We start from the raw sequence: 24,124 nt of genomic DNA on the forward strand, positions 1-24,124 counted from the left end.
TGCTTGCAGAAGTGAAGTCTCGGCCTATTTGTCGGCGGCGTGCACGGACGAGAAAATCGCTGCGACCTCCGCTCCCGAGGCGTCAGGTCGCAAAGCGTAGAAATCGGCGCTTTTCTCGAGCGCCATTTCGAGCTGCCTCTGGAACGCATTCCTGTCGAGCTCGATCGTTCCGAACTGACGCAAATGCTCGGTGACAAACTGCGTATCGAGCAGCGTGAAGCCGCCCTTGATCAACCGCGCGGCGAGATGCACGAGCGCGATTTTTGAAGCGTCGCGTTCAGTTGAGAACATGCTCTCACCGAAGAACGCGCTTTTGAGAGCGACACCGTAAAGTCCGCCGACCATTTCGTCGCCGTTCCAAACCTCGACGGTATGGCAGGCGCCGATGTCGAAAAGTTCGCGGTAGAGCGTGCGGATACGGGTGTTGATCCAGGTCGACATCCGGCCGGCCCTTGGCGCCGCGCAGCCATCGATGACACGGTCGTAGTCGCTATCGACCGCCACCCTGAGCGGCGTCGTCCTGACGGTCTTGAGCAGGCGGCGAGGTATATGCATCGCATCGAGGGGCAGCACACCGCGCTGCTGCGGCTCGATCCAGTAAAGCGCCGGGTCGTCGGCGCTTTCGGCCATAGGAAAAATGCCGCAGCTATAGGCTTTCAGGAGAACCTGCGGCGTGATCTCGAACATCGGGTCGTCGCGCGACGCCATGCTGCCAATTGCCAAGCGAACTCTCGGACGCGCGCGGAACATGTCGCGCAGAGGCAAAGTCTACTTCATCCCTAAATGTTTTTCGAGCCAATGAATGTCGTACACGCCATTTACAATGTCTGGGTCTTTAACGAGATCCTGGAACAACGGGATCGTCGTTTCAATGCCGTCAATGACGAACTCGGCAAGAGCGCGGCGCAGACGCATCAGAGCGTCATTGCGGGTCTTGCCCGTAACGATGAGCTTTCCGATCAGACTGTCGTAATAGGGCGGGATTCTGTAGCCCTGGTAAACGCCGCTGTCGACGCGCACGCCGAGACCGCCCGGCGGGTGCCAATACGTGATCTGGCCGGGCGAGGGACGGAAATCCTTCGGATTTTCGGCGCAGATACGGCACTCGATCGCATGACCTTTAAGCTCGATGTCGTCCTGCGTGAAGCTTAACGGCAAGCCGGCCGCCACGCGGATTTGCTCGAGCACGAGATCGGTCCCTGTGACCATCTCGGTAACCGGATGCTCGACCTGCAGGCGAGTGTTCATTTCTATGAAATAGAATTCGCCGTCTTCGAACAAAAACTCGACGGTACCGGCGCCGCGATACTTGAGCTTCTTCATCGCCTCGGCCACCGTCGTGCCGATCTTCTGGCGCTGGGCCGCGTTGAGAGCGGGCGAGGGGCTTTCTTCCAGAACCTTCTGGTGCCGCCGTTGCAGCGAGCAGTCGCGCTCACCAAGGTGAACGGCATTGCCTTTGCCGTCGCCGAAAACCTGGATTTCGATATGCCGGGGCTTCTGCAGATACTTCTCGATGTAAACCGAGTCATCGTTGAAGGCGGCCTTCGCTTCCGACCGCGCCGTCGATAGCGCCACGCCGAGATCCGCAGCCGATGTCGCGACCTTCATGCCGCGGCCGCCGCCGCCCGCCGCCGCTTTGATGAGGACGGGGAAGCCCATCTCCTTTGCGATCTTCATCGCCTCGGTTTCGCTGGTCACCGCGCCGGCTGAGCCGGGCACAACCGGAATGCCGAGCTTCTTCGCAGTTTCCTTCGCCTCGATCTTGTCGCCCATGATCCGGATGTGCTCGGACGTCGGACCGATGAAGGTGATTTTGTGCTCTTCGAGGATCTCAGCGAAGCGCGCGTTCTCGGACAGGAACCCGTATCCAGGATGCACGGCGTCCGCGCCGGTAATTTCGCAAGCCGTGACGAGCGCCGGAATGTTGAGATAGCTCTCGCGCGCTGACGGCGGTCCGATGCAAACGCTTTCGTCCGCAAGCCTGACGTGCATGGCGTCGGCATCGGCGGTCGAATGGACGGCGACTGTTGCGATCCCAAGTTCGCGGCAGGCGCGCTGTACCCGCAGCGCGATCTCTCCTCGATTGGCAATCAAAATCTTATCGAACATTTGCACTCCAGGCGTCTTTCCCGGGGGGACCGGTAGCGCTCTATTCTATGATGATCAGCGGCTCGCCGTATTCGACGGGCTGGGCGTTCTCGATGAGGATAGCTTTGACGGTGCCGCTACGCGGAGCGGGAATTTGGTTCATCGTCTTCATGGCTTCGATGATCAAGACGGTGTCGCCCTGATTGACCTTGCTGCCGACTTCGCAAAAGACGGCCGCTCCCGGTTCCGGCGAGCGGTAGGCCGTGCCGACCATCGGCGACTTGACGGCACCCGGATGTTTCGAGAGATCGCCCGGACCTGCCGCTGCGGGCTTTGATTCGCTGACCGTAGCAGGAGCAGCTGCAACCGGGGCTGCGGCGTAAGCCTGAGGCGCGGCCGCCGTAATCGATATCTGCTTCGCGACGCGAATCTTGAGGCCGCTCTTCTCGATCTCGATTTCCGTCAGACCCGTAGCGTTCAAAAGCTCGGCGAGCTCGCGGATCATCTGACCTTCGGCGCTTCCAGTCTTCGGCCCTTGGTCTTTTGCGCTCATCAGTCCCGTGTCCTCGATTTGTTGGCGTGCGTCTTATAGCGTAAGCTCGGGGTTCGGCGTCACGCTTTGCTTGTGGATTTATTCAGGATGTTGGCCATCGCATCGATGGCCAGTTCATAGCCCTTCGCGCCGAGGCCGCAAATCACGCCCGTCGCGGCAAGCGAAATGTAGGAATGGTGGCGAAACTCGTCCCGCCGGAAGATGTTCGAGAGATGAACCTCGACGACGGGAAGGCTGACGGACTGCAAGGCATCGAGAATGGCGACGGACGTGTGCGTATACCCGCCCGCGTTGATGATGATGCCCTTTGCTTTGCCGCGCGCCTCCTGCACCCAGCTCACGAGTTCCCCCTCGATGTTCGACTGCCGGAAATCTACCGAAAGTCCGTTCTTCGCCGCAGCTTTCTCGGTGCGCACACGAAGATCGTCAAGCGTCTCGGTACCATAGACTTCCGGTTCCCGGACACCGAGCATATTTAGATTGGGGCCGTTCAGGACGTAAATGAGGCTTGTCATGTGTTTGGAGGCCGTTCGGGCACCGGGCAGACGCCCGAACCAATTGCGGAGCCCTGGGTCTATCAGCTTTCTACGAATGCGCAAAGTGCGCGGGCGTGGCCGCGCACTTTGCCGTGCAAATTATGGTAACTGGCTGCGACAACTAGATATTTCCAGTCGATCGCCTCAGCAGGTTGCGCACTTGTTCTTCCTGAAATCCGAGACGAGCGCCTCGAGCTGATCATGAAGGTCATCCGGCGCACCGGGGATCGATTTGTCGCCGACGAGGAAGTGCGGCGTGCCGTTGACGCCCATCGTCTTGGCGAGCTTCATCTCGGCCAAAAGTTCATTCTTCACGTCGTCGCTCGCCATATCGGCTTTGACCTTGGTCATGTCGAGACCCAGACCCTCCGCCACCTTCAGGGCTGAGGCCTCGTTTGCCTGCCCCTTGGAGCCGAGCAGAGCCTGGTGGAATTCCCAATATTTGCCCTGGCGCTTGGCGGCGAGTGCAACCTTCGCGGCCTCTTCCGAGCCCTTCGACAGGATCGGCAGCTCCTTGAAGACGAAGCGCACATTCTTGTCGTCCTTGAGCAGTTTCTGCACTTCCGGAAGCCCGTGCTTGCAGTAGCCGCAGTTGTAATCGAAGAACTCGACCACCGTGATGTCGCCGTCGGGGTTGCCAGCAACCGCGCTGTCGGGCGAGCGATAGATCGACTTGGCATTCTCGGCCATGAACGCCTTGAGCTTGGCGTCCTGCTCTTTCTGCGTCTTCTCGTCGAGGGCGCTCTGAACCTCGAACATGATTTCCGGGTTCTTGACGAGATAGTCTTTGATGATGTCGCCGAGAGCCTTTTTCTGCTCGTCCGTGAAGGCCGATCCGCCCGCGGTGGGTGCAACCGCCTCGGCGCGAACTGTTTCCGACCCGAAGTGAACGCCCGCGATCGATGCCAGCAAGGCCAATCCGAGCAAGGCCGCAGTGAATCTTTTGCCGGTCGCAGCCAGCTTGGCGGAATCCAAGAATTTCGTCTTCAAGGTCATTGATCTAATCTCGCGTTGTCGCTGACGTAAGCCGCTCACGTCTGCGGTTTGTAATTGACGATGTCGTCATTTTTCAGCCACTCGGGCGAACCCGCGCGTAGCTTCAGTTGCGCGCGTTTCGCAAAGAGCTGCGCCTGCTTGATGTTCCCTTCGTAGAAGTAAGCCTGCGCCGTCATGGCGTCAGCTTCAGCCGACTTGTTTTGCTTATAATAGACGTTGGCGAGCAACCTGTAAGCGTGACCGTTTTCGGAATCGTCTACGAGGGATTTACGCAAAAGATCTACTGCTTCCTTTTGCGCATCGGCATTATCGCTGTTCTGCAGCGCGCTCGCGAGTTCGACGCGGATGAGCGGACTGCTCGGCGCGAGCTTAAGCGCCTGCCGCAGGCTCGGCACGGCTGCGGCCATTTTGCCTGTTCTCATCAGGAAGTCGGCCTTGAGCTCGTAGAAATACGGATACGACGGGTTTTCGCGGATCATCCCGTCAGCGTCCTGCACGGCCGCTTCAAGCGCGCCAGGACCACCTTTGAAGTACTTGGCGATCGCCCGCGCGTAGCGAGCCGGAAGCGTCGTATTGCTTTCAGGATAGCGGTTGAAAACCGTCGTCGGGTTTTCGAGATAGCCCGACAATTTCGCCCGCATCAGATCGTGACGAAGCTGAAGCGACGGCGGGTCCTTCTGAGCGAAATACGGGCTCGTGGTCGCGAGCTGGCTCAGCCGTGCCAAACGGTCCACGGAAAGCGGATGCGATCGCACGAACGGATCCTGAAATTGATCCGTCAGATATTCCTGTTCCTTGAACCGCTCGAACGTGTCGAGCATTCCCTTGCCGGACTGCTTGGTGGCCGTGAGATACTTGATGCCGGCTTGGTCAGCGGCGGATTCTTGCGACCGGCGCTCGGCCAAGAGGCCTTTCATGATGACGGAAGTGCCGCCCTGCAAGATCGCTTGGCCACCCTGCATCGTCTCGCGGCCCGCGTCGCCGCCTGAAACGCCGCCCGCAACCATCGCGCCGATACCGAGAACCTGCGTCAGCAATGCACGCGTTTGATCTTTCGCGATCCGCGCCCTGAGAGCGGCCATGTGACCGCCGGCGATATGGCCGCTTTCATGCGCGATGACGCCGATGACCTCGTTGGGAGTGTTGGCCTGCATCAGTGTGCCGGTGTGCACGAACACGTTGCCGCCATCGAGCACGAACGCGTTGAAGGCGTCGTTGTTGACGATGCGAACCGTGACGCGCCCGCCGCCAAAGCCAGCCGCTTGGAAAATGGGCTTCGCGTAATCCTGCAACAACGCCTCGATCTCGGCATCGCGGATGAGCGGCAGTCCCTGTGCGCGCACGCTAGCAGCCGATGTGAGGAACGAAGCGGCAAGCACGGCAACCATAAGCACGCTGCTTTTGGCGGCCGAGAACGCCGGAAAAGTCCTCGGAATTTCAGGCATTGGATGTGCCCCGATCTCGATGAACCTCGTCGAGACGCCACGCGCGGTCAAACTAGGCAGCCAGCCCCGCTGGGTCAAATTACGACGCGGATAATAACCGCATCAGGCATCACTTTAGGGCATGGGCGTGACGGGCGAGAATAGCAAATGTTGCGCTATCCCAAGAGGGCCCTCGCCGCGTGAGCCTCGGAGTTTGGAGAAAGGAGGCCAAAGCTGCTGCTCTGGCCTCCCAATCTTGTTATTCGCCGCTGAGCTTTCTCTGCCACCAGCCCTTGCGCTGCGGGACGGCCTGGACTTCGGCGACCGTAGCATCGCTCACTTCGCCGGGCCGAACGACAACGCGCTCGATGCGCACCTCGCTCGATCCGACTTCGTGACGCCGCCGAAGCGGCGCGACGGGAACGCTTTCCTCAGGTGCCGGAGCAGCGCGAGGCGTTTCGACCGCCGCGACGGGCTCCTCGGTCTTCACTGAGTGATCCGTAGGAGCAGCAACCTGAGTTTCGACTTGGCCTTCATCACTTGCTGCAGGAGGCGCGTCCCAAATGCGCCGCGGACGCTGACTGGCGCCGCGCGATCTCTCGGCTGGAGCGGGCCGGCCTTCCGATGGTTCGGCATCACTGCGTGAAGCAATGTCCTGGTCAGCCGGTTCGTTGGCATCGAGCCGAAAGTCATCGGACGCGACCTCCAGCAGGTCAGGCTGGTCTCCGCTGAAGCCTTCGCCTTCACTGCCTTCGGCAGCTATGCTCGAGCCTTCACGGCCACCCCGTTCTCTGCCGCGACGGCCGCCGCGACGACCTCTGCGACGGCGCCGTCCCGGCTTATCGCCATTACCGGCACCGGCCTGTTCTCCGAAGCCTGCGCCGTCGACGGTGGGCTGGCCATCGCCTTCATCATCATCGGGATGACCGGCTTCGATATCGTCGTCGTTTTGAGGATACGGACCGGCAGAAATAGCGCCCTCTGCGTCTGAGCGCGGCTCGGACCCGAAGCGTTCGCGACCCTGACCTTCGCCACGATCACGTCCGCCGCGACCACGGCGCCGGCGGCGACGTCCGCGCCTGTTGCCGTTTTCTTCGCCTTCACTCCGGCCGGATTCACGACTGGAGGCGACGTCATCGGTGTCTTCGCCATCGGGTGCGATTTCGATCTCGCCGCCCTCGAACGATGGTGCGTCTTCCTCGCCGTCGAAGCCCCAATCCATATTGACCGCAGCCCGCTCGACGCGGCGAACCGGTGCGGCGACGCCGCCGCGTTCAACCGTGAAGTTCGCGCCCTGGACCCGGTCGCTGCCGAGCACGGTGATCGTGTGGCCGTGCCGTGCCTCCATGTCGGTGACGTAGGCGCGCTTGCTGTTGAGAATGTAGAGCGCGACAGCCGGCGTCGTCGTTGCCGTAAGCGGCCCTGTTGCGCCCGCTGTGATCGCGTCTTCGAGACCGCGCAGAACTGCGAGCGCGATGCTCTCTGTCGAACGGATGATGCCGGTGCCTTGGCAATGCGGGCACTGCGAGGTCGAGCCTTCGAGCACGCCTGTCCGCAGCCGCTGGCGCGACATTTCCATGAGGCCGAAGTGCGAAATGCGCCCAAGCTGGATGCGCGCACGATCGAAACGGAGAGCATCCTTCAGCCGGCGTTCGACCGCACGGTTGTTGCGCTTCTCTTCCATGTCGATGAAGTCGATGACGATGAGGCCCGCAAGGTCGCGGAGCTTCAACTGCCGCGCGATCTCATCGGCAGCCTCGAGGTTCGTCGCGAGTGCCGTCTCTTCGATCGAGAACTCACGCGTCGACTTTCCTGAGTTGACGTCGATCGCGACCAGAGCTTCCGTCTGATTGATGACGATGTAGCCGCCTGAACGCAGCGTTACCTGCGGTTGGAACATGGCGTTGAGCTGGCGCTCGACGCCATAGCGCGTGAAGAGCGGCGTCGGATCCCGATAGGGAACGACATTCTTCGCGTGGCTCGGCATCAGCATCTTCATGAAGTCGGCCGCTTCCTGGTGCCCCGCTTCACCGGCAACGACGATCTCTTCCACGTCCTTGTTATAGAGGTCGCGGATCGATCGCTTGATCAGATCGCCCTCTTCATAAACGAGGCTCGGCGCGGTGGACTGCAGCGTCAGCTCGCGCACGCTTTCCCACAGCCTGAGCAGATATTCGAAATCGCGCTTGATCTCTTGTTTCGTCCGCGCAGCGCCCGCCGTGCGGATGATGAGGCCCATGCCCTCCGGAACCTCGAGCTCCTGAGCGATAGCCTTGAGACGGCGACGGTCCTGCGGATTGGTGATCTTGCGCGAAATGCCGCCGCCACGGGCGGTGTTGGGCATCAGAACCGTGTACCGGCCGGCGAGCGACAGATACGTGGTGAGGGCCGCGCCCTTATTGCCACGCTCTTCCTTGACCACCTGAACCAGAATGATCTGGCGGCGCTTGATGACTTCCTGGATCTTGTAGCTGCGCGGACGGCGGCGCTGGCGCTGAGGCGCCTCTTCGCGATATCCGCCACGGCCCGAGCCTTCCTCGGCATCGGCGCCGCGCTCGTCGTGCGAGGCGTGCTGCTCGGAATGATGATGATCCGAATGATCGTGATCTACGTGATCATGATCGTCATCGCTCTCGCCGTCAGCAGCGTGCTCATGATCGTGATCATGATCATGCTCATGATCGTCGTGATGGGGATGGTCGTACTCGTGCTCGCCGGGCGCAGCATCGCGATGTGCTTCATCGCTTGCGCGCGCCGCTACGCCATCGACATCGTTGTCGTTGCGAGCTGAGACCGGTGCCTCGGAGCGTTCCTGGGCAGGCTCTTCAGAGCGAACGTCGTCGTCCGAGGTCGAAACGGACGCAGCGATGGCGGTTGGCGCTTCCTCGTCGTCGTCGCCGCCGATTTCTTCGATGTGCTCGTCTTCTTCGACGTCCACGATGTGCGCGGTCTCGACACCGGCTTCATCAGAACCGTTATCGCCGTATTCCTCGTCGCCGTTGGCTTCGCCTTCGCTCCGCTGGCTAGCGTCCGCTCCGCCGCGTTGAGCCGAGCGCCGCGCAAGAGCTTCCGCACGCCGGTCTGCGGCGGCTTCAAGCTCGGCTTCGGCTGCCGCTTCTTCATCGAGAAGCGCCTGCCGGTCGGCGACCGGAATCTGATAGTAATCGGGGTGGATTTCGTTGAAGGCCAGAAACCCGTGACGGTTCCCGCCGTAATCGACGAAAGCAGCCTGCAGCGACGGCTCAACGCGCGTCACCTTTGCGAGATAGATATTTCCGCGAAGCAGCTTACGGGCTGCACTTTCGAAGTCGAATTCCTCTACCCGGCCATTCCTTTGAACCACGACCCGAGTCTCCTCGGGGTGGGTGGCATCAATGAGCATTTTCGTGTTGGACATTGCTTATGTTCCTTGGCGCGCCGGGGCGGCGGCTCGCATCTCGAACCGCAAACAACGGAGCGGATTGCGAGATTCGCGCGGCGGCGCGTACTTTTGGTTGATGGCGCTGAAGATGTGATGGGGGGCCGCGCCGCTTTCTGCGTCATCCCGGTCCCGCCAGTGCGCGAAGGGCGCGCGGGAACGCATAGGGGAGCCGCGCAGACCGGGGTCCGCTGGGCGCCGTTATGGATGATGCAAGCTTTCGTCATGGCCTGTCGTGTATTGCCCGGCTGCATGTCCAGAATTGGGGGACGTTGGCCGAGGGGAAAAATTCCGACGCCTTCCGGCATCGCGGTGGATCAATAATGGTCGCCCGGCAATCCGCGCTTTTACCCGACTGACAAATCGGGGCGACCGGCACAAAGTCTTATTGCCCCGTCAAAAGAGCCGCCGGGGGCTCTGAAGTCGAAGCCGTAGAACCTGCTGAGCGACGTGTTACTCCCGTACGCTTGCCTCGAGCAGGTCCCATCCGTGCTCACCTAATTGCCTGGAAAAGCAGGAATTTTTCATCCCCGCAGCAGGCTGATCAGGTATCGCAGGCGCACGTTTGACAAACACCGTCCAGGCGTGTGTCTCGAACGCCACCGAATACATTTCAAACTGTACGAGGTCGCCCCCGCCCTGGCAAGTGCTATAAACCTGGAGCTGGAACATCCCCGAGAGGCATGAATGAGTATTTTATAATACGAATGAAAACAAAGATTTAACGATACGCCGGGCATGGCGATTGGGGTGACGAAGGGGAACAGTTCGGCGATGCGTCGGCCCAGGGAACTTTTGTGGAACGCTTTCGCGACGGCATTTGCCGGGCTTTCTATGCTCGTCTCGCCGTCCGCTGATGCCGCCGAAGCGCTGGACGCGCATCTGACCGTTACGGGCCGATCCACGATATTCGAATTAACCATGAGCGAGGGCGTGACTGCCCAAGTCTTCACGCTCGGCAATCCCTACCGCGTTGTTCTTGATTTGCCCGATCTCTCATTCCGGCTCGATCCGGCGGCCGGTCAAAAAGGGGCGGGGCTGATTTCCGCGTTCCGGTACGGTCAGTTTGGAGAGCACAAATCCCGCGTCGTCATCGACACCAAGGGCCCGGTCAAAATCAATTCCGCCAATATGACGCGGCTAAAGGGGTCCTCCGCTGTGAAGCTCGCGATCGCGCTGATGCCGATCGATGCGGAAACATTTGGCGCGGGAACCGGGTCGCATACCGCCGCGGATGAGCCGTTGGTCGCCAATGCCGCCGCCTCCGAAAACGCCGACGTGGCTCGCAAACCGCACGGAAAGCCTGTTATCGTCATCGACCCCGGACACGGAGGCATCGATCCCGGCGCCATCGGCGCCAACAACGTGACCGAAAAAACGATCGTACTCGCCGTCGCAGCCCAACTGAAGGAAGCGCTGACGAAGACCGGGCTCTACGACGTCAAGATGACGCGCGCCGACGACGTATTCGTCTCGCTCGATAAGCGCCTCGCGTTCTCGGCAGAGAACGCCGCCGACCTCTTCATTTCACTGCATGCCGATTCAATCGAAGAGCAGACCGCGAGGGAGACGATCCGCGGCGCGACAATTTATACGCTATCGAGCCAGGCCTCCGACGAGAAGGCCCGTATCATGGCCGAAAAGGAGAACGCATCAGATCTCATCGCCGGCATCGAGAATTTCGATCGGGGCGGCGGCGACCAAGTCAAGAATATCCTGATAGATCTGCTCAAAAGGGAGACTTCGAACTTCTCCGCTGATTTTTCGCAGGTCTTGGCCAAGCGGCTGGGCAAGACGATTGCAATGTCGCGCATTCCCCGCCGATCGGCGGCCTTCAAGGTTCTAAAGCAGACCCACGCGCCTTCGGTCCTCGTGGAATTGGGCTATCTCAGCAACCAAACGGATGAACAGCAGATGTTGACGGCCGAGTGGCAATCGAAGGTGGCGTCCGCGATCTCCGATGCGGTGCAAATTTACTTCAACAAGAGAACGGCCTCGAAGCCTTAAGGCTTTGGGCTATGGACGACGTGCTGCCACATTCCGTGTTAATGTGCCCAGCCTCTGAGGGTATTGTCATTGCTGCGATGCGGCAATAGACGTAGCCCCTTCGCTCGAAATTTCGAAGCCAGCGCCAGACTGACGGAATCACGAATTTGATGCGTGCGCCAACGCTGCCGCCACCCACGGCGCCCAAAAGAAGAAAGAAGCGGCGGCGGAGCCTGCTGCTCAACTTCCTTGGGTTCGCATTCGGGACCTTCGTTCTGATCTTCATCGCGGGCTCGGCAGGCGCCGGGTTCTTGATCTGGCAGGCATCGAAAGACCTTCCCGACTACGAGAGCTTGTCGAAGTACGAGCCGCCCGTCATGACGCGCATTCATGCCCATGACGGATCGCTGATCTCCGAGTTCGCGCGCGAGCGCCGCATCTTCGTCCCGATCAATACGGTTCCCAAGCGCGTCCTCGGCGCGTTTCTGTCAGCCGAGGATCGCCGGTTCTACGAACACGGGGGCGTCGACCTTCAAGGCATCGGGCGCGCCGTCTTCGCTGCGATCGAATCCAAGATCCACGGCTCGAACAAGCGCGCGCAGGGTGCCTCGACAATCACCCAGCAGGTCGCCAAGAACTTCCTGCTGACGAACGAACGCTCGATGGAGCGCAAGATCAAGGAAGCGATCCTCGCTGTCCGTATCGAGGGCGCCTATTCGAAGGATCGCATCCTCGAACTCTATCTGAACGAGATCTTCCTCGGGATGAACTCGTACGGCGTCGGCGCCGCCGCGTTGACCTACTTCAACAAAGAGCTGAAGGACCTCGACATCGAGGAAGCCGCTTACCTTGCGGCGCTTCCCAAGGCCCCGAACAATTACCATCCGTTCCGCCAGAAGGAGAAGGCAACCGAACGGCGGAACTGGATTATCGGCCAGATGGCCGAGAACGGCTACATCACCAAGGAAGAGGCGGAGGCTGCCCGGAAGAAGCCGCTCACCGTCAATCTGCGTCCCAACGCCGTCCATATCTCGACGGCTGAATTCTTCGCCGAGGAAGTACGCCGGTCGCTTCTCGCAAAGTACGGCGAGGATAAGCTTTACGGCGGCGGCTTGTCCGTCCGCACCACGCTCGACCCGCAATTGCAGCAATACGCCAAGAAGGCGCTGATCAACGGTCTCGTGAAGTTCGACCGGACGCAGGGTTATCGCGGACCCGTCTCGAAGATCGATATTTCCGGCGACTGGGGTCTAGCGCTCGGCAAACTTCCAAGTCCGTCCGATATACAGCCCTGGCGTCTCGGCGTCGTGCTCGAGACGCAGAAGACGAAGGCCATCATCGGCTTCAAGCCGACGCGCCAGCAGGATGCGACCCTCGTCAAGGATCGGGAGGCGGTCGAGGTGTCGCTCGACGAGATGAAATGGGCGGCCAAGCGGCCCGGCGCCAAGAGGATCGACGTCAAATCGACCGCCGACATTCTGAAGCCGGGCGACGTCGTCTATGTCGCTCCGAAAGACCCGAACAATATCCAGGGCGCATGGTCCCTGATGCAAGTTCCGGAGGTCGGCGGCGGCCTCGTCGCGATGGACCCCTACACCGGACGCGTCCTCGCGGTTGCCGGCGGCTTTTCCTACGACATGAGCCAGTTCGACCGCGTCATTCAGGCCAAGCGCCAGCCCGGCTCGTCGTTCAAACCATTCGTCTACGCCGCCGCTATCGATAACGGCTACAAGCCGACGTCGATCATTCTCGACGCTCCGATCGAGATCGATCAGGGGCCGGGCCAAGACGTCTGGCGTCCGAAGAACTACGAGACCAACGACACGACCGGCCCCGAAACGCTGCGCTTCGGCATCGAGCATTCGCGCAACCAGATGACCGCGCGTCTGGCGCAGGATCTCGGCATGCCCGTCATCACCGAATACGCGCGGCGGTTCGGCATCTACGACGATCTCTTGCCGGTGCTTTCGATGTCGCTCGGCGCGGGCGAGACGACGCTGCTGCGCTTGGCGACGGCGTATTGCATGCTGGCGAACGGCGGCAAGGAAGTGACCTCCACCCTCGTCGACCGGATTCAGGATCGCTACGGTCACACGATCTGGCGCCATGACGAGCGCCAGTGCATGGGCTGCATGGCAGATCATTGGGCAGGCCAGCCGGAGCCCGAGCTTGTCGATGGCCGCCGTCAGATTATCGATCCGCACACGGCCTATCAGATGACGCACATTCTTGAAGGCGTCATCCAGCGCGGAACGGCGACGGTTCTAAAGTCTCTCAATCGTCCGGTCGCTGGTAAGACCGGCACGACGAATGAAGAAAAGGACGTTTGGTTCCTCGGTTACACGCCGACGATGGTCGTTGGTGTTTTCGTCGGATACGACACGCCAAAGCCGCTCGGCAAAGGCAACACAGGCGGCGCGATCGCTGCCCCGATCTTCGGCGAGTTCGTTCAGGACGCGCTGGGATCGACGCCGGCTGCACCGTTCCGTGTTCCGCCAGGGATCAAGTTCGTTCGCGTCAATCCGAAAACCGGGCTCAGAGCCTCGGCCGACGACCCTGGCTCCATCATGGAGGCGTTCAAGCCCGACGAAGATCCGGACGACGCTTACGCCATGATCGGCATCGCCAACGCGACGGCCGATGCGTCCCCGCCGCCACCTCCGCCGCCGCCAATGGGCGATCGCGTGGCGCGTCCGGCGCCACCTCCCTCCAGGCCGGATAGCGGATCACTTTCTCCCAATGGTATGTGGTAGCTGAGCTTGGCGCCGATTGCCGCGTAGCGTCCGCGATCGTTTACAGCGCCGCCGCACATCTCTATAGGTCCGCACCTGTTTTTTTGATCCATCACTTTTCGCCAGCACGAGCTGGCTTCGGAGGCCGCTATGCGCGCTGAAGCGCAAAAACTTTCCGACGGCATCGAGGAGGCGTTTGCCCTCCTGAGGAGGTCTCTTTGACTGGGAGACGGCCGAAGACCGTCTCGCCTCGCTGAACGCGAAAGCTGAAGACCCCAATCTCTGGACTGACGCGAAGAACGCTCAGAAGGTCATGCGCCAGCGGCAATCGCTCGAGCGCGCCGTGTCTGAGTTCAAGCGGCTGCAACGCGACTACGACGACGCGTTGACGTTGATCGAACTCGGCGAGGCCGAGAGCGACGACGCGAGCGTGCGCGAAGGCGAAAGCGCGCTCCAGCGCATCGACCACGAAGCGCAGCGCCGCTCGATCGAGGCGATGCTGTCGGGCGAAGCCGACGCGATGAACACCTACATCGAGGTGCACGCCGGCGCGGGCGGCACCGAAAGCCAGGATTGGGCTTCGATGCTCGCGCGCATGTACGTGCGCTGGGCCGAGCGCCGTGGCTACAAGGTCAAGTTGATTGACGAAAGCCCTGGCGAAGAAGCGGGCATCAAGTCGGCGACCTTCGAGATCGAAGGCGAAAACGCTTACGGCTGGTTGAAGACGGAAGCGGGCGTTCACCGCCTCGTACGCATCTCGCCGTACGATTCCAACGCACGCCGCCATACGAGCTTTGCGTCCGTCACTGTCTATCCGGTCATCGACGACACGATCGACGTTGAGATCAATCCGGCCGACGTCGACATTTCATTCGCGCGTTCGTCAGGCGCGGGCGGTCAGCACGTCAACCGAACGGAATCCGCTGTTCGCCTCGTCCATAAGCCGTCAGGCATCGTCATCTTCGCCCAGGAACAACGCTCGCAGCATCAGAACAAGGACATCGCGTTCAAGCGCCTCAAAGCGCGCCTCTACGAGATGGAATTGAAGCGCCGCGAAGCGAAGGCGAACGCCGAGCAGGCGGCGAAGACGGATATCGGCTGGGGGCATCAGATCCGGTCGTATGTCCTCCAGCCGTATCAGCTGGTGAAGGACTTGCGCACCGGCGCGCAGTCGACAAACCCGGATGAAGTTTTGGACGGCGACGTCGATCAATTCATCGAAGCCGCTCTGTCACAACGCATCAAGGGCGGTGGAGAAGCCGTAACGGTCGAAGACCTGGAGTAGCCGCCAAACCCATGGCGGCTCCTCTACGCGTCGCGTGCCGGACGTCAGTTGCGCTCGCGGAGGAGCGGATTGTTGAAGGGCGTGCTGGGCTCCGTCGAGGTATTCTGCGACGCCGAGAAATTGAAACCTGAGGATCCGATCGGGCTCTTCCAATCCGTTCCCGTGCTCGACGAAGTCTGTCCGGAACCGAAAGGCGAGAGCAGCGCGGATGCCTCGTCGGGGTCCTGATAGCGCGCCGAGCCGTCCGCGTTCGTCCCGCCAATCGAAGTCGTCTCGAAAGCCTGCGCCCCGGCAGAGATCAGGGTCATCGACAGAAAGACCGCGGCCGCAATACCTCGATCAAATCGCATAAGAAAACCTCCACCATCGTCTCGTAACGCGCACCTTAACTTTGTCCGCTATCTGCAATTTGCGGAAGGATCTAGGCCAAAGAGTTCTTTTCGAGACCGTGTGGCTTCCATACTACGCCCATCGCGTAGCCAGCCCATCGTCACGAAGTGCTGCGCCAAATGCCGGGCAACCGCTTAAACGCGATCTTCGCGGCGCTGGTACCGGACGCCTTCTCCGCCCGGGCATCGAAACTCGCGCGCGCCTTCTCGACGGTTTCGCGATTTTCCATGGCCCACTGACCGAGCGGACCCAGGATGCAGATGAGCGTCCGGCCAAGGTCCGTCAGCTCGTAATCGACCCGCGGCGGGATCGTCGGAAAGACGGTGCGAGTGACCAGACCGTCGCGCTCCAGCCCGCGCAGCGTCAGCGTCAACATCCTCTGCGATATGCTGCCGACTGAACGCCGGATCTCGTTGAAACGCATCGGCCCGTTCGACAACAGGCCAACGACATAAACCGTCCATTTGTCGCCGATCCGGGCCAGCACGTCCGCGACGGCGCGACAGCTCTCGGTTCCTTTTTTGATACCGGCTTCCAAAAAAGTGCCTCCTTGCGCGGTCTTCGGCAGTGAACAATTTAGCTCTGGTCACAAAATGTGACTGGCTGAGGCGTCTGTCAATCGCGCCCCAGTCTCCACCAGAACTTCGGATGGAGATCCTCCCATGAAACTTCTGCATGTCGATTCGAGCATCCTCGGCCCGGGCTCGGTGAGCCGGCAGCTCTCGGCAGAGATCGTCGCCGCCGAGCGAGCCCTGCATCCGGGCCTCGAGGTCATCTATCGAGATCTGGCCGTCGAGCCCGTCGGCCATCTGTCAGGCGCGCACCTCGCCGCGAACCAGGGCGCCGTCCCAGAAGCGCCGCCGATCCGTCAGGATGTCGCGGCCGGGCAGGCAGCACTCGAAGAATTCCTGGCGGCCGATATCGTCGTGGTGGGTGCTCCGATGTACAACTTCGCGATCCCGAGCCAGCTGAAAGCCTGGATCGACCGGCTCGCCGTCGCGGGCAAGACCTTCCGCTACACCGAGAAAGGCGCCGAGGGGCTGGCAGGCGGCAAGAAAGTCATCGTGGCGTCGTCGCGCGGCGGGTTCTACGGGCCCCAGACGCCAATCGCCTTCCTCGACCACCAGGAAGCCTATCTGCGCAACATCTTCGGCTTCTTCGGCATTACGGACGTGACGTTCATCCGCGCCGAAGGCGTGGCGCTGGGCCCCGATCAGCGCGCGAAGTCCATCGAGGCCGCCCAGTCGTCGATAGCGGGCCTCGCAGCCTGAGGACACCAAAGGGCGGAGATCGGCCAAATCTCCGCCTGAGGGCGTCGGCGAGGTTTGATTTATCGACATAAGCGACATTCGTGTTAAAGCGCGGACGATCCTTCATTCGAAAACCTCTGCCGATGCCACCGCTCGATAATTTGCACCTCATCACGTCCGACGGCTTTCCCGATTACGCGCTGCTCGATTCAGGCGTGGGACGGAAGCTCGAACGCTTCGGAAAAATCATCGTCGACCGTCCGGAGCCGCAAGCGCTCTGGCAGCCGAAGCTTGGCAAATCGGAATGGGCGAAAGCGAATGCCGTCTTCTCCGCCTCCGGCGAGGACGATGAAAAAGGCAAGTGGCGGATCGACAAGCCGGTGCCCGACGCCTGGCCCGTAAAGCTCGCGCTGTCGCAAACTCAGAAATCCGACCGACAGAGCGTGACGATGCTCTGCAAGCTCGCGGGGCTTTGGCATCTCGGTCTCTTCCCCGAGCAGGAGCCGCATTGGAGCTGGATGCTCGAACACTTGGCGAGCGTGAAAGGCGAGACCCCGCGCGTTCTCAATCTTTTCGGCTACACGGGCGCAGCCTCGCTGCTGGCCGCTGCATCCGGAGCAGAAGTCACCCACGTCGATGCATCGAAGAAAGCCGTGCAGTGGGGCAAGGAAAACCAGGAAGCGTCGAAGCTTGGCGCGGCGAAAATCCGCTGGCTGCTTGACGACGCCGCGAAGTTCGCCGCGCGCGATGTCCGTCGCGGCAAGACCTATCACATGATCATCGTCGATCCGCCGAAGTTCGGGCGCGGCCCCGAAGGCGAGATCTGGGATCTCTTCCAAAATCTCCCCGCACTGCTGGGCGATCTCGCCAAGCTGCTGGCGCCACAGAACGCCGCAATGGTGCTGACGATCTACGCCATCCGCGCCTCCTCGCTCGCCTTCGATCAACTGATGCGGCAAGAGTTGAAAGGTCGTGGCGGCACGTTCGATAGCGGCGAACTGGCGATCCGTTCGCAGACCGGTCCGCTCGTGCCGACGTCGCTCTTCGTGCGCTGGAAGCAGAACGCATGAACGAGCCGAAGCTGATCACCAGCCTGACGAACGATCGGATCAAGGCCATCCGCGCGCTCGACATGCGCAAGGTCCGGAAAGAAACGGGCCTGTTCGTCGCCGAAGGCACATCGCTGCTCGTAACGGCGCGCGACCACGGCTTCGTGCCGGAAACACTCGTCTACCAAGCGGGAACGGCGACGAGCGGCATCGCACGCGGCCTCGTGCGACACGCGCTCGATGCAGGCTCGGAAGTGCTCGAAGTCTCCGAAGCCGTGCTCGGCAAGCTAGCCTCGAAAGACAATCCGCAAACACTGCTCGGTGTTTTCCGTCAGCGCTTCGCCGAACCTCCCGATACGAAAAAGGTTGGGCAAGGAACGTGGCTCGCACTCGAAGAAGTGCGCGACCCCGGCAACTTGGGAACGATCATCCGCACGGCGGACGCGGTCGGCTGCGCGGGCGTCATTCTCGTCGGCACCACGTGCGATCCCTACGCCATCGAAGCCATTCGCGCGACGATGGGCTCGATCTTCGCGGTCCCGCTCGTAAAAATGGATCAGCCGACATTCGTCACGTTGGCGCGGGCGTGGCCGGGCGACGTCATCGGAACGCATCTCGCCGCGCGCGAGGATTTCCGAAAAGTCGAGTATAAGGATCCGGTGCTGGTCGTCATGGGCGGTGAGGGCCCTGGCCTCTCTCCCGGCGCGGCTGCTTCGTGTACAAATCTTGTGAAAATTCCCATGGCCGGCGATCTCGACTCGCTCAATCTCGCCATCGCCACCGCGCTGATGCTCTATCAGGTCCGCGGACCACATTTGAAGCTCTGATATGCGCATTGAATATCATCGCACGCTGATCGCCGATCAGGTTCGCAACGAAGCCTTCTTCGCCGCGCTGAAGGCCGTCATCGTCCCTGGAAAATCCGTCGTCGCCGATATCGGCGCCGGCACCGGCCTGCTCGGGCTGATGGCATCGAAGCTCGGCGCGAAAGATGTGTTTCTCTTCGAGGCCGCCGAAGTTGCGGGCGTTGCCGCTGCGGTGTTGAAAGCCAACAAGGCGAAGCGCTGCCACCTCATTCCGTGCCACTCGACGGAATTCCAGGACAAGCTCGCAGTCGATATCATCGTCTCGGAAACGCTGGGCAACTATGCGCTCGAAGAGAACATCATCGCCACGCTCGCCGACGCGCGCCAACGCTTCCTGAAGCCCGGCGGACGCGTCATTCCCGATGGCATCATTCAGTACGTGGCGCCAGTCGTCACGCCGCGCATCGACGAAGAGCTTCGCGCGTGGGATCGCGTCGGCCACGGTCTCGATCTCGCCGTCGCACAAACGATGTCGCTGAACAACGCCTACGTCCGCCATTTGCAACCGGACGAAATTCTCGACGGTTGCCGAAGCGCAATGGTGTGGGACGAGATCGATCTCACATCCGAAACAAAATCGAAACGACGCGGCGACGCCGAGTGGCGCCTTCCGCGCCCCGCAAAAATCTATGGTTTCGCGACGTGGTGGAAAGTCGAACTGGTACCCGGCATCGGATTTTCGACAGGGCCTTTGTCGCCGCGCACGCATTGGGAGCAACTCTATTTTCCCCTGCTCGCGCCGATCGACGCCAGGGCAAGTGACGTCGTCTCGATAGACCTTCGCTCCAGTTCGTCGGAAGAGGCCGGCACCGATCTCGGCTGGACGGCGGTTCACAAAAGTCCTGAAGGCAAAGTCATCGCGCGCCAAGCCCTTGAACTCGACAAGGGCTACATCCCCTGAGGCGAACGCGTTTGGCGCTCTCCCATTTTTGATGCTATGCGGTCGGGCGATTATGAGGGAGAGCGAACGCCATGATGGTTTTGATCGTCGGATTGATTTTATTTCTCGGCGTCCATCTGCTCCCGACCCAACCTGAACTGCGCGACGGTCTCAAGGAGCGCATCGGCGTCGTGCCTTACCGGGTTCTTTTCTCGGTTCTGTCGCTCGCTGGTCTGGCGGTCATCGTGCTCGGCTATCACAAGCTGCAGCTTCATCCGGGCAAAAATCCAATCCTGTGGGACCCGCCGGTCTGGACGCGCCACATCGCCGTGGCGCTGATGCTGCCGGCAATCATCCTGCTCGTCGCCTCGCTCATCCCCTCGCGTATTCGCACGGCGACGCGCCATCCGATGCTGATCGCGATCAAGATTTGGGCCCTCGCGCATTTGCTCGCGAACGGCGACCTCGGCGCACTTCTGCTTTTCGGATCGTTTCTGGCGTTCGCGGTTTTCGACCGCATCTCGGTGAAAAAGCGCGGAGCGAGCGGACCATTCGGCGCGAAGGCGCCGTCGAGCGCGCTCAATGACGTGCTCGTCGTTGCCCTTGGGTTGGCGCTTTATGCGTGGATATTGCTGATCGGACATCAGTGGCTGATCGGCGTCGCGCCGATACCGCAGCTGACCTAGGCCCCCGCCAACGCCTTGGACGGCCTGATGCGCACGACGAGATATTGGATCGCGAAAGCGATCCACGTCACGGTTGCGATGATCCAGGCGACCGGATCGACGACATAGTCCCAGAGATTGAGGCTTTGTCCCGCGCCGAATAGAAACGAGAGGATCGCCGCGTTCAGCGCCAGCGCGACGATGAAATAACCTCGATAGATCGCGTAGCCGAGAACGAACGCTATCCCGATCGGCAACAGATATCCGCTGTAGCCGAGCACGTAGGTGTCGTAATTGAAAAAGCCCACCGCGGCTGGATAGAGCACGAGCCCGGCGACAGCGAGCATCAGCGTACCGAACCGAAACTCCGCCGATGCGCCGAGCCGTCGATTGGTCACAGTCGCGATTGCCAGCACGATGAGCAGCAGCAGTCCCGGCAGCGACGGCCGTTCGACGGCTGAAGTCGTCCATTCGATAAGAGACCGCGCCGAGATCGCGATTAAGAGAGCGCAAAGAACACCCGCGATTCCGATAGCGGCCCGCCGCGCCGGTGATTTCGTGACGAGGCCCGCGATCGCAGCAGATACGATGAAGACGATCAGCGTCGCGCTTGCTCGGTTCATCAAAAAATCGACGGTCATGGTCATTGTTGCGCTGTCCGGGGTTGCATGCCGTGTTGAACCCATGCGCTCGAAAACCGGACGTGATTGATGGATTTCAGCGGTCGCGAATAAACGACATCGAACTGACCGGGCGCCGACTCGATGAGGAACGGATACGTCACGGCACTTTTCTGGTTTTCGGAATCCATCCGCGCAACGACGCCAACGCGTTGAAACGTTTTTCCTTCGAGATCGGTGATGGCGAGTGTGATGTTGCGCTCGATCTCGGGATCGTCGTTGAACGCCATCAGAATGTGAGAAGCATCATAGCGGATCGCGGATATCGGCCCGCCGGGATTGGGAAGATCGATCGGCGCCGGTGGCGTCCAAGTCTTTCCACCGTCCTCGGTTCGCGTGATCAGAATGCTCTGCGGATGCCGGCTCTTCAGGCGCCGGACGAATGCAATAGCCGTCGTCGGTCCCGTCGGAACGATCGATGGCTGGTATCCGACTTTGCCGCCGTTACCCATGCGTCGCCGATCGATGACGCGTCCGCTCTGGTCGAGCACGAGCAGTACCGGATATTTGCGATTCATCTCGTGATAGACGGGGAGGCCGATCCGTCCGTCGGAAAAGAGGATCGGAACTGATTTTGTGAGATGCGACATGTTCAGGAAGGGCGATGCCTGAAGCCGCTTGGCCGGCCCCCACGTCCGGCCGTTATCGAAGCTCCGGACCAGCCCGATCTCGCAAGTCGCCCAACCGCTCAATCTGGAGGCGGCGAAGAAGATCCAGATTTCATTGTCGGAGCGGCGGAAAGAAACGGGGTTGGCGAGCGACTTGATCGTAATGCCGAAGTCGTGGCTGACGCGCGCGCTGTTCGTGACAACCAACTCTTCCGACCAGTGCGAACCATCAAAGCGCGACGAAACGAGCTCGGCGTCGTAAGCCCCTTCATACTTCGCGCGATACCATGTTGCGAAAAGCCCGTCCGGCGTTGCGATCACGGAAGCGCCGTGGACAAAGCGCTTCTCGTCGAGCGGTGTGATGATCTCGGATCGAGTATCGAGAGAGCCGAGCACCGGCGTTTCAGGAACACTGACCACGAAGGTCCACGGTTCGCTTTTGGGCGTCATCTTGTAGAGTAGAACGGCGACGAGCCCCGCGGAGCAAATAAGCGTTGCCCACGTCGTCCAAGCCGCCCAGCTCGCAAAGATCTTGGTGCTGGGATTTTTCAGCAAAATCGTGTCCCCGCCGGAATGTGCACTTGGGGTATAGGCGCGTGAGTTCCCCTGTCAACGACACTGGAACGGCGCCGCGCGCGAATGCCGTCGCGCAAAAGCAAAACGACTGTGGAGATGTGATTATCGCGTCAGGACGACGAATTCCGTACCGCCGCCGTTCTCGTTGAGCGGCAGCTCGCGGTCGGAAACGATCAGCGACGAACCGGGCCGTGCCAGTTCCGTAATCGTCTGAAGGATGTCATCCGGGATGGTAAAGGCGTTGAGCGCTTCCGTCGCCATCTGAACGTTGAGGGCACGCCCTAGCGCCAACGCCGTTCTGGCCCGCTTCTTCTTCCCCTCGTCGAACGACTGTCCCGGAAGCGGCGTCTGCGCGCTGACGAGCCTCCAATCGAAGGTATTGGGGTCTGAGCCATACCGCATGGCCGTGAAAACGTGCGTCCCGACCTTGTGCGGCAATGGCGCGACTTCAATCGGCGCCTCGAGAAGCGGATCGAACCCTTGGCGAATATAGAGCCGCTGGGCACGCAGACTGACGAGAACGGAAATCGGCTTCGATCTGAGCCGCATTTCCTTGTTGGCGTCTGTCAGCGAGGCCTGCGCTGAGGAAAGATCCGTTTGCGCATCGCGCAGAGCTTCCGCCGCTCTGTCGCGCGCCGTCTGAGCAGCTGAATATGCCGCCTGAACCTCAGCGAAGCTCATCTCGGTCTGCGCCGCTTGTGCGCGAGCCCTATCGGCTTCGATGGTCAAGTCGAGCAATGCGTTTTCGAGCACGCTTTCGCGATCTTGGGCGCTGTCTGTGTCGCTATCGGATGATCTGAGATCGGCCACCAGTTGCGGCTTCGGCGCTCCGCCCGACATATAGGCCTCGAACGCCTTCATGGCATCCAGCTGCCGCGCTTCCGCAGCCGCGAGAGCTTCCCTGATCGGCGCCACCGAACGCCGCGCCACTTCATAGCGTTGGTTCGTGCTATCGAAGTCCTTTGCCGTTACGGCCACCTTCTCCTGAGCGGCGGTAAGCGTCGCCTGCGCGGTCTTGAGCGACGCGCGAGCGCGATCGAGCTTTTCCTGGATGATCTGATCGGCTTCGGCGCGCGTTGTCGGGCGGCGCTGAGGATCGCGCGGCATGTCGGCAACGGCTCTGACGAGTGCAGGCGAAACGCCGATGAACAGCGGCAATTCCTGCGGAGCGTCCGAGGTTGAGCGGTCATCCGCGAGGTTGCTGTTGACGGCGATCAGCGCGGGCTTGGACTGGTTGGATTTCAGCGCCGAAACTTCGTCCGCTGGAAGAGGCTTGAACAGTTTCGGACTATCGAACGCGATCGGCTCGACTTCCTCGGTCGTGACGACGACACGGCTGCCGATCTTGGTCAGCCCGTAAAGTTTTTTTGAGAAAGCGAAGGGAAGGCGAACGCAGCCGTGTGAGGCGCGAAAGCCCGGAACGACGCCCGCATGAAGCGCGACGCCCGACCACGTGATGCGCTCCTGATAAGGCATCGACGCGCCGGAGTAGATGTTGCTCGTGTGATAGACGTTCTTCTCAAGGATCGAGAAAACGCCAGTCGGCGTATCGAAACCGGGACGGCCGGTCGAGACACGAGACGACGTGATTTCGCCGTTCGCATCGTAAACACGGATCTTTTGCTGGTTGATCGAAACGACGAGCAGAAGTGGAGACGTCGGTGCTGCGTTGGTCGCGCCCTCGACGGGTGCTTTCAGAGATTTCAGAACGCCGGATCTGGATTTTGCATCGACGGCAGACGGGCCGACAAACATGCTTAATACGAGAGCGCTAGTCGCGATCGAACGCAACGCCGGCGAAACTCTGCCTTTGAACTTGTTCGAACGACGCACGCGACCCACCCGACGTCGAAATGACAACACCCGTCAGAACGCCAGCATCGGGTCCGTAATTAAACCCTCGTCCAGCGGTATGAATTGGCTATCAGAGGCCAGTCAGACGACGCAACCACGGTGCCGCACCACTGACGATTCGGAAGAAGCGATGTGGCGCTAATTCAACGCTTTCGCAGATATTGCGGGATTAACTGTGGATAGTCAGTGGAGAAATTTACCAATCGACCGCCTTTTGCCGTCCCATCAACGCTAGCGGCTCGGCCTATGGTTTCGTAAACTGTGTTTTCGTCGATAAGGCGTGGCCCG

Annotated in this window: 20 protein-coding genes; 8 read left to right on the plus strand and 12 right to left on the minus strand. The window is 60.8% G+C overall.

Annotated features, from left to right (window positions below; genetic code table 11):
- Positions 1-24: 24 nt before the first annotated feature.
- From aat to G359_RS06160, 7 genes are all read right to left on the minus strand, one after another.
- Positions 25-708 carry a leucyl/phenylalanyl-tRNA--protein transferase gene (gene aat, locus G359_RS06130; protein ID WP_045837719.1) on the minus strand — a complete coding sequence of 228 codons (684 nt, stop codon included), beginning with the start codon at positions 706-708 and terminating at the stop codon, positions 25-27.
- 60 nt (positions 709-768) lie between these two features.
- Positions 769-2,109, minus strand: coding sequence for an acetyl-CoA carboxylase biotin carboxylase subunit (accC, locus tag G359_RS06135; RefSeq protein WP_045835406.1), 1,341 nt, complete (start codon positions 2,107-2,109; stop codon positions 769-771).
- A 40-nt stretch (positions 2,110-2,149) separates the two neighbouring features.
- Entirely contained in the window at positions 2,150-2,641 is a 492-nt protein-coding gene (gene accB / locus G359_RS06140; protein ID WP_045835407.1) for an acetyl-CoA carboxylase biotin carboxyl carrier protein, read from the minus strand.
- Positions 2,642-2,700: 59 nt separating this feature from the next.
- Positions 2,701-3,156: a type II 3-dehydroquinate dehydratase gene (aroQ, locus tag G359_RS06145; RefSeq protein ID WP_045835408.1), complete on the minus strand. Its 456-nt coding sequence runs from the start codon at positions 3,154-3,156 to the stop codon at positions 2,701-2,703.
- Between the two features lie 165 nt (positions 3,157-3,321).
- The gene (locus G359_RS06150) at positions 3,322-4,173 is read right to left on the minus strand and encodes a DsbA family protein (RefSeq protein WP_045835409.1); all 852 of its coding nucleotides are present in this window, start codon (positions 4,171-4,173) and stop codon (positions 3,322-3,324) included.
- A 35-nt stretch (positions 4,174-4,208) separates the two neighbouring features.
- The gene (locus G359_RS06155; protein WP_045837720.1) at positions 4,209-5,618 is read right to left on the minus strand and encodes a M48 family metalloprotease; all 1,410 of its coding nucleotides are present in this window, start codon (positions 5,616-5,618) and stop codon (positions 4,209-4,211) included.
- Between the two features lie 238 nt (positions 5,619-5,856).
- Positions 5,857-8,994, minus strand: coding sequence for an Rne/Rng family ribonuclease (locus G359_RS06160; RefSeq protein WP_045835410.1), 3,138 nt, complete (start codon positions 8,992-8,994; stop codon positions 5,857-5,859).
- A gap of 795 nt (positions 8,995-9,789) precedes the next feature.
- Here G359_RS06160 and G359_RS06170 point away from each other — a divergent pair.
- From G359_RS06170 to prfB, 3 genes are all read left to right on the plus strand, one after another.
- Positions 9,790-11,022 (plus strand): N-acetylmuramoyl-L-alanine amidase, encoded by a 1,233-nt coding sequence (locus G359_RS06170; RefSeq protein WP_045837721.1) that lies wholly within the window; start codon positions 9,790-9,792, stop codon positions 11,020-11,022.
- A gap of 149 nt (positions 11,023-11,171) precedes the next feature.
- Positions 11,172-13,754: a penicillin-binding protein 1A gene (locus tag G359_RS06175; protein WP_052699214.1), complete on the plus strand. Its 2,583-nt coding sequence runs from the start codon at positions 11,172-11,174 to the stop codon at positions 13,752-13,754.
- A gap of 129 nt (positions 13,755-13,883) precedes the next feature.
- Positions 13,884-15,018 (plus strand): peptide chain release factor 2 gene (gene prfB, locus G359_RS06180; RefSeq protein WP_156150683.1). Its coding sequence is split into 2 segments (ribosomal slippage): positions 13,884-13,952 and positions 13,954-15,018, totalling 1,134 coding nucleotides; the frame shifts between segments, so codons are not numbered across the junction.
- A 44-nt stretch (positions 15,019-15,062) separates the two neighbouring features.
- Here the strand turns inward: prfB and G359_RS06185 are convergent.
- On the minus strand, positions 15,063-15,368 hold the full coding sequence (locus G359_RS06185; RefSeq protein WP_045835413.1) for a hypothetical protein: 306 nt from the start codon (positions 15,366-15,368) through the stop codon (positions 15,063-15,065).
- Positions 15,369-15,508: 140 nt separating this feature from the next.
- Entirely contained in the window at positions 15,509-15,946 is a 438-nt protein-coding gene (locus G359_RS06190) for a winged helix-turn-helix transcriptional regulator (RefSeq protein WP_045835414.1), read from the minus strand.
- Positions 15,947-16,070: 124 nt separating this feature from the next.
- Here G359_RS06190 and G359_RS06195 point away from each other — a divergent pair, with 124 nt between their 5' ends.
- The 5 genes from G359_RS06195 (at position 16,071) to G359_RS06215 (ending at position 20,139) form a co-directional block, all read left to right on the plus strand.
- Positions 16,071-16,679: an FMN-dependent NADH-azoreductase gene (locus G359_RS06195; protein WP_045835415.1), complete on the plus strand. Its 609-nt coding sequence runs from the start codon at positions 16,071-16,073 to the stop codon at positions 16,677-16,679.
- Between the two features lie 122 nt (positions 16,680-16,801).
- A complete protein-coding gene (locus G359_RS06200) occupies positions 16,802-17,728 on the plus strand; it encodes a class I SAM-dependent methyltransferase (RefSeq protein ID WP_045835416.1) in 927 nt (308 codons plus the stop codon).
- Positions 17,725-18,534 (plus strand): TrmH family RNA methyltransferase, encoded by an 810-nt coding sequence (locus G359_RS06205; protein WP_045835417.1) that lies wholly within the window; start codon positions 17,725-17,727, stop codon positions 18,532-18,534. Before G359_RS06200 ends, G359_RS06205 begins: the two co-directional genes overlap by 4 nt.
- 1 nt (position 18,535) lies before the next feature.
- A complete protein-coding gene (locus G359_RS06210) occupies positions 18,536-19,474 on the plus strand; it encodes a 50S ribosomal protein L11 methyltransferase (protein ID WP_045835418.1) in 939 nt (312 codons plus the stop codon).
- Between the two features lie 71 nt (positions 19,475-19,545).
- A complete protein-coding gene (locus G359_RS06215; RefSeq protein WP_045835419.1) occupies positions 19,546-20,139 on the plus strand; it encodes an NnrU family protein in 594 nt (197 codons plus the stop codon).
- Here the strand turns inward: G359_RS06215 and G359_RS06220 are convergent.
- The 3 genes from G359_RS06220 to G359_RS06230 form a co-directional block, all read right to left on the minus strand.
- Positions 20,136-20,765 (minus strand): hypothetical protein, encoded by a 630-nt coding sequence (locus G359_RS06220; protein ID WP_045835420.1) that lies wholly within the window; start codon positions 20,763-20,765, stop codon positions 20,136-20,138. The two genes, G359_RS06215 and G359_RS06220, sit on opposite strands and share 4 nt — an antisense overlap.
- The gene (locus G359_RS06225) at positions 20,762-21,961 is read right to left on the minus strand and encodes a sialidase family protein (protein ID WP_245279944.1); all 1,200 of its coding nucleotides are present in this window, start codon (positions 21,959-21,961) and stop codon (positions 20,762-20,764) included. The genes G359_RS06220 and G359_RS06225 overlap by 4 nt, the downstream gene beginning before the upstream one ends.
- A 123-nt stretch (positions 21,962-22,084) precedes the next feature.
- Positions 22,085-23,815, minus strand: a complete 1,731-nt coding sequence (locus G359_RS06230) for a L,D-transpeptidase family protein (RefSeq protein WP_045835421.1) — start codon at positions 23,813-23,815, stop codon at positions 22,085-22,087.
- Positions 23,816-24,124: the final 309 nt, after the last annotated feature.

It is taken from the genome of Hyphomicrobium sp. 99 (assembly GCF_000384335.2).
GTDB lineage: Bacteria > Pseudomonadota > Alphaproteobacteria > Rhizobiales > Hyphomicrobiaceae > Hyphomicrobium_B.

Bases quoted from the DNA above. Each gene is read 5' to 3' on its own strand.
- G359_RS06200 (WP_045835416.1), top strand. From the start codon at position 16,802: ATGCCACCGCTCGATAATTTGCACCTCATCACGTCCGACGGCTTTCCC.
- G359_RS06185 (WP_045835413.1), bottom strand. From the start codon at position 15,368: ATGCGATTTGATCGAGGTATTGCGGCCGCGGTCTTTCTGTCGATGACC.
- G359_RS06175 (WP_052699214.1), top strand. From the start codon at position 11,172: ATGCGTGCGCCAACGCTGCCGCCACCCACGGCGCCCAAAAGAAGAAAG.
- G359_RS06220 (WP_045835420.1), bottom strand. From the start codon at position 20,765: ATGACCATGACCGTCGATTTTTTGATGAACCGAGCAAGCGCGACGCTG.
- accC (WP_045835406.1), bottom strand. From the start codon at position 2,109: ATGTTCGATAAGATTTTGATTGCCAATCGAGGAGAGATCGCGCTGCGG.
- G359_RS06205 (WP_045835417.1), top strand. From the start codon at position 17,725: ATGAACGAGCCGAAGCTGATCACCAGCCTGACGAACGATCGGATCAAG.
- G359_RS06155 (WP_045837720.1), bottom strand. From the start codon at position 5,618: ATGCCTGAAATTCCGAGGACTTTTCCGGCGTTCTCGGCCGCCAAAAGC.
- aroQ (WP_045835408.1), bottom strand. From the start codon at position 3,156: ATGACAAGCCTCATTTACGTCCTGAACGGCCCCAATCTAAATATGCTC.
- G359_RS06150 (WP_045835409.1), bottom strand. From the start codon at position 4,173: ATGACCTTGAAGACGAAATTCTTGGATTCCGCCAAGCTGGCTGCGACC.
- G359_RS06210 (WP_045835418.1), top strand. From the start codon at position 18,536: ATGCGCATTGAATATCATCGCACGCTGATCGCCGATCAGGTTCGCAAC.
- G359_RS06170 (WP_045837721.1), top strand. From the start codon at position 9,790: ATGCGTCGGCCCAGGGAACTTTTGTGGAACGCTTTCGCGACGGCATTT.
- aat (WP_045837719.1), bottom strand. From the start codon at position 708: ATGGCGTCGCGCGACGACCCGATGTTCGAGATCACGCCGCAGGTTCTC.
- G359_RS06160 (WP_045835410.1), bottom strand. From the start codon at position 8,994: ATGTCCAACACGAAAATGCTCATTGATGCCACCCACCCCGAGGAGACT.
- accB (WP_045835407.1), bottom strand. From the start codon at position 2,641: ATGAGCGCAAAAGACCAAGGGCCGAAGACTGGAAGCGCCGAAGGTCAG.
- G359_RS06195 (WP_045835415.1), top strand. From the start codon at position 16,071: ATGAAACTTCTGCATGTCGATTCGAGCATCCTCGGCCCGGGCTCGGTG.
- G359_RS06215 (WP_045835419.1), top strand. From the start codon at position 19,546: ATGATGGTTTTGATCGTCGGATTGATTTTATTTCTCGGCGTCCATCTG.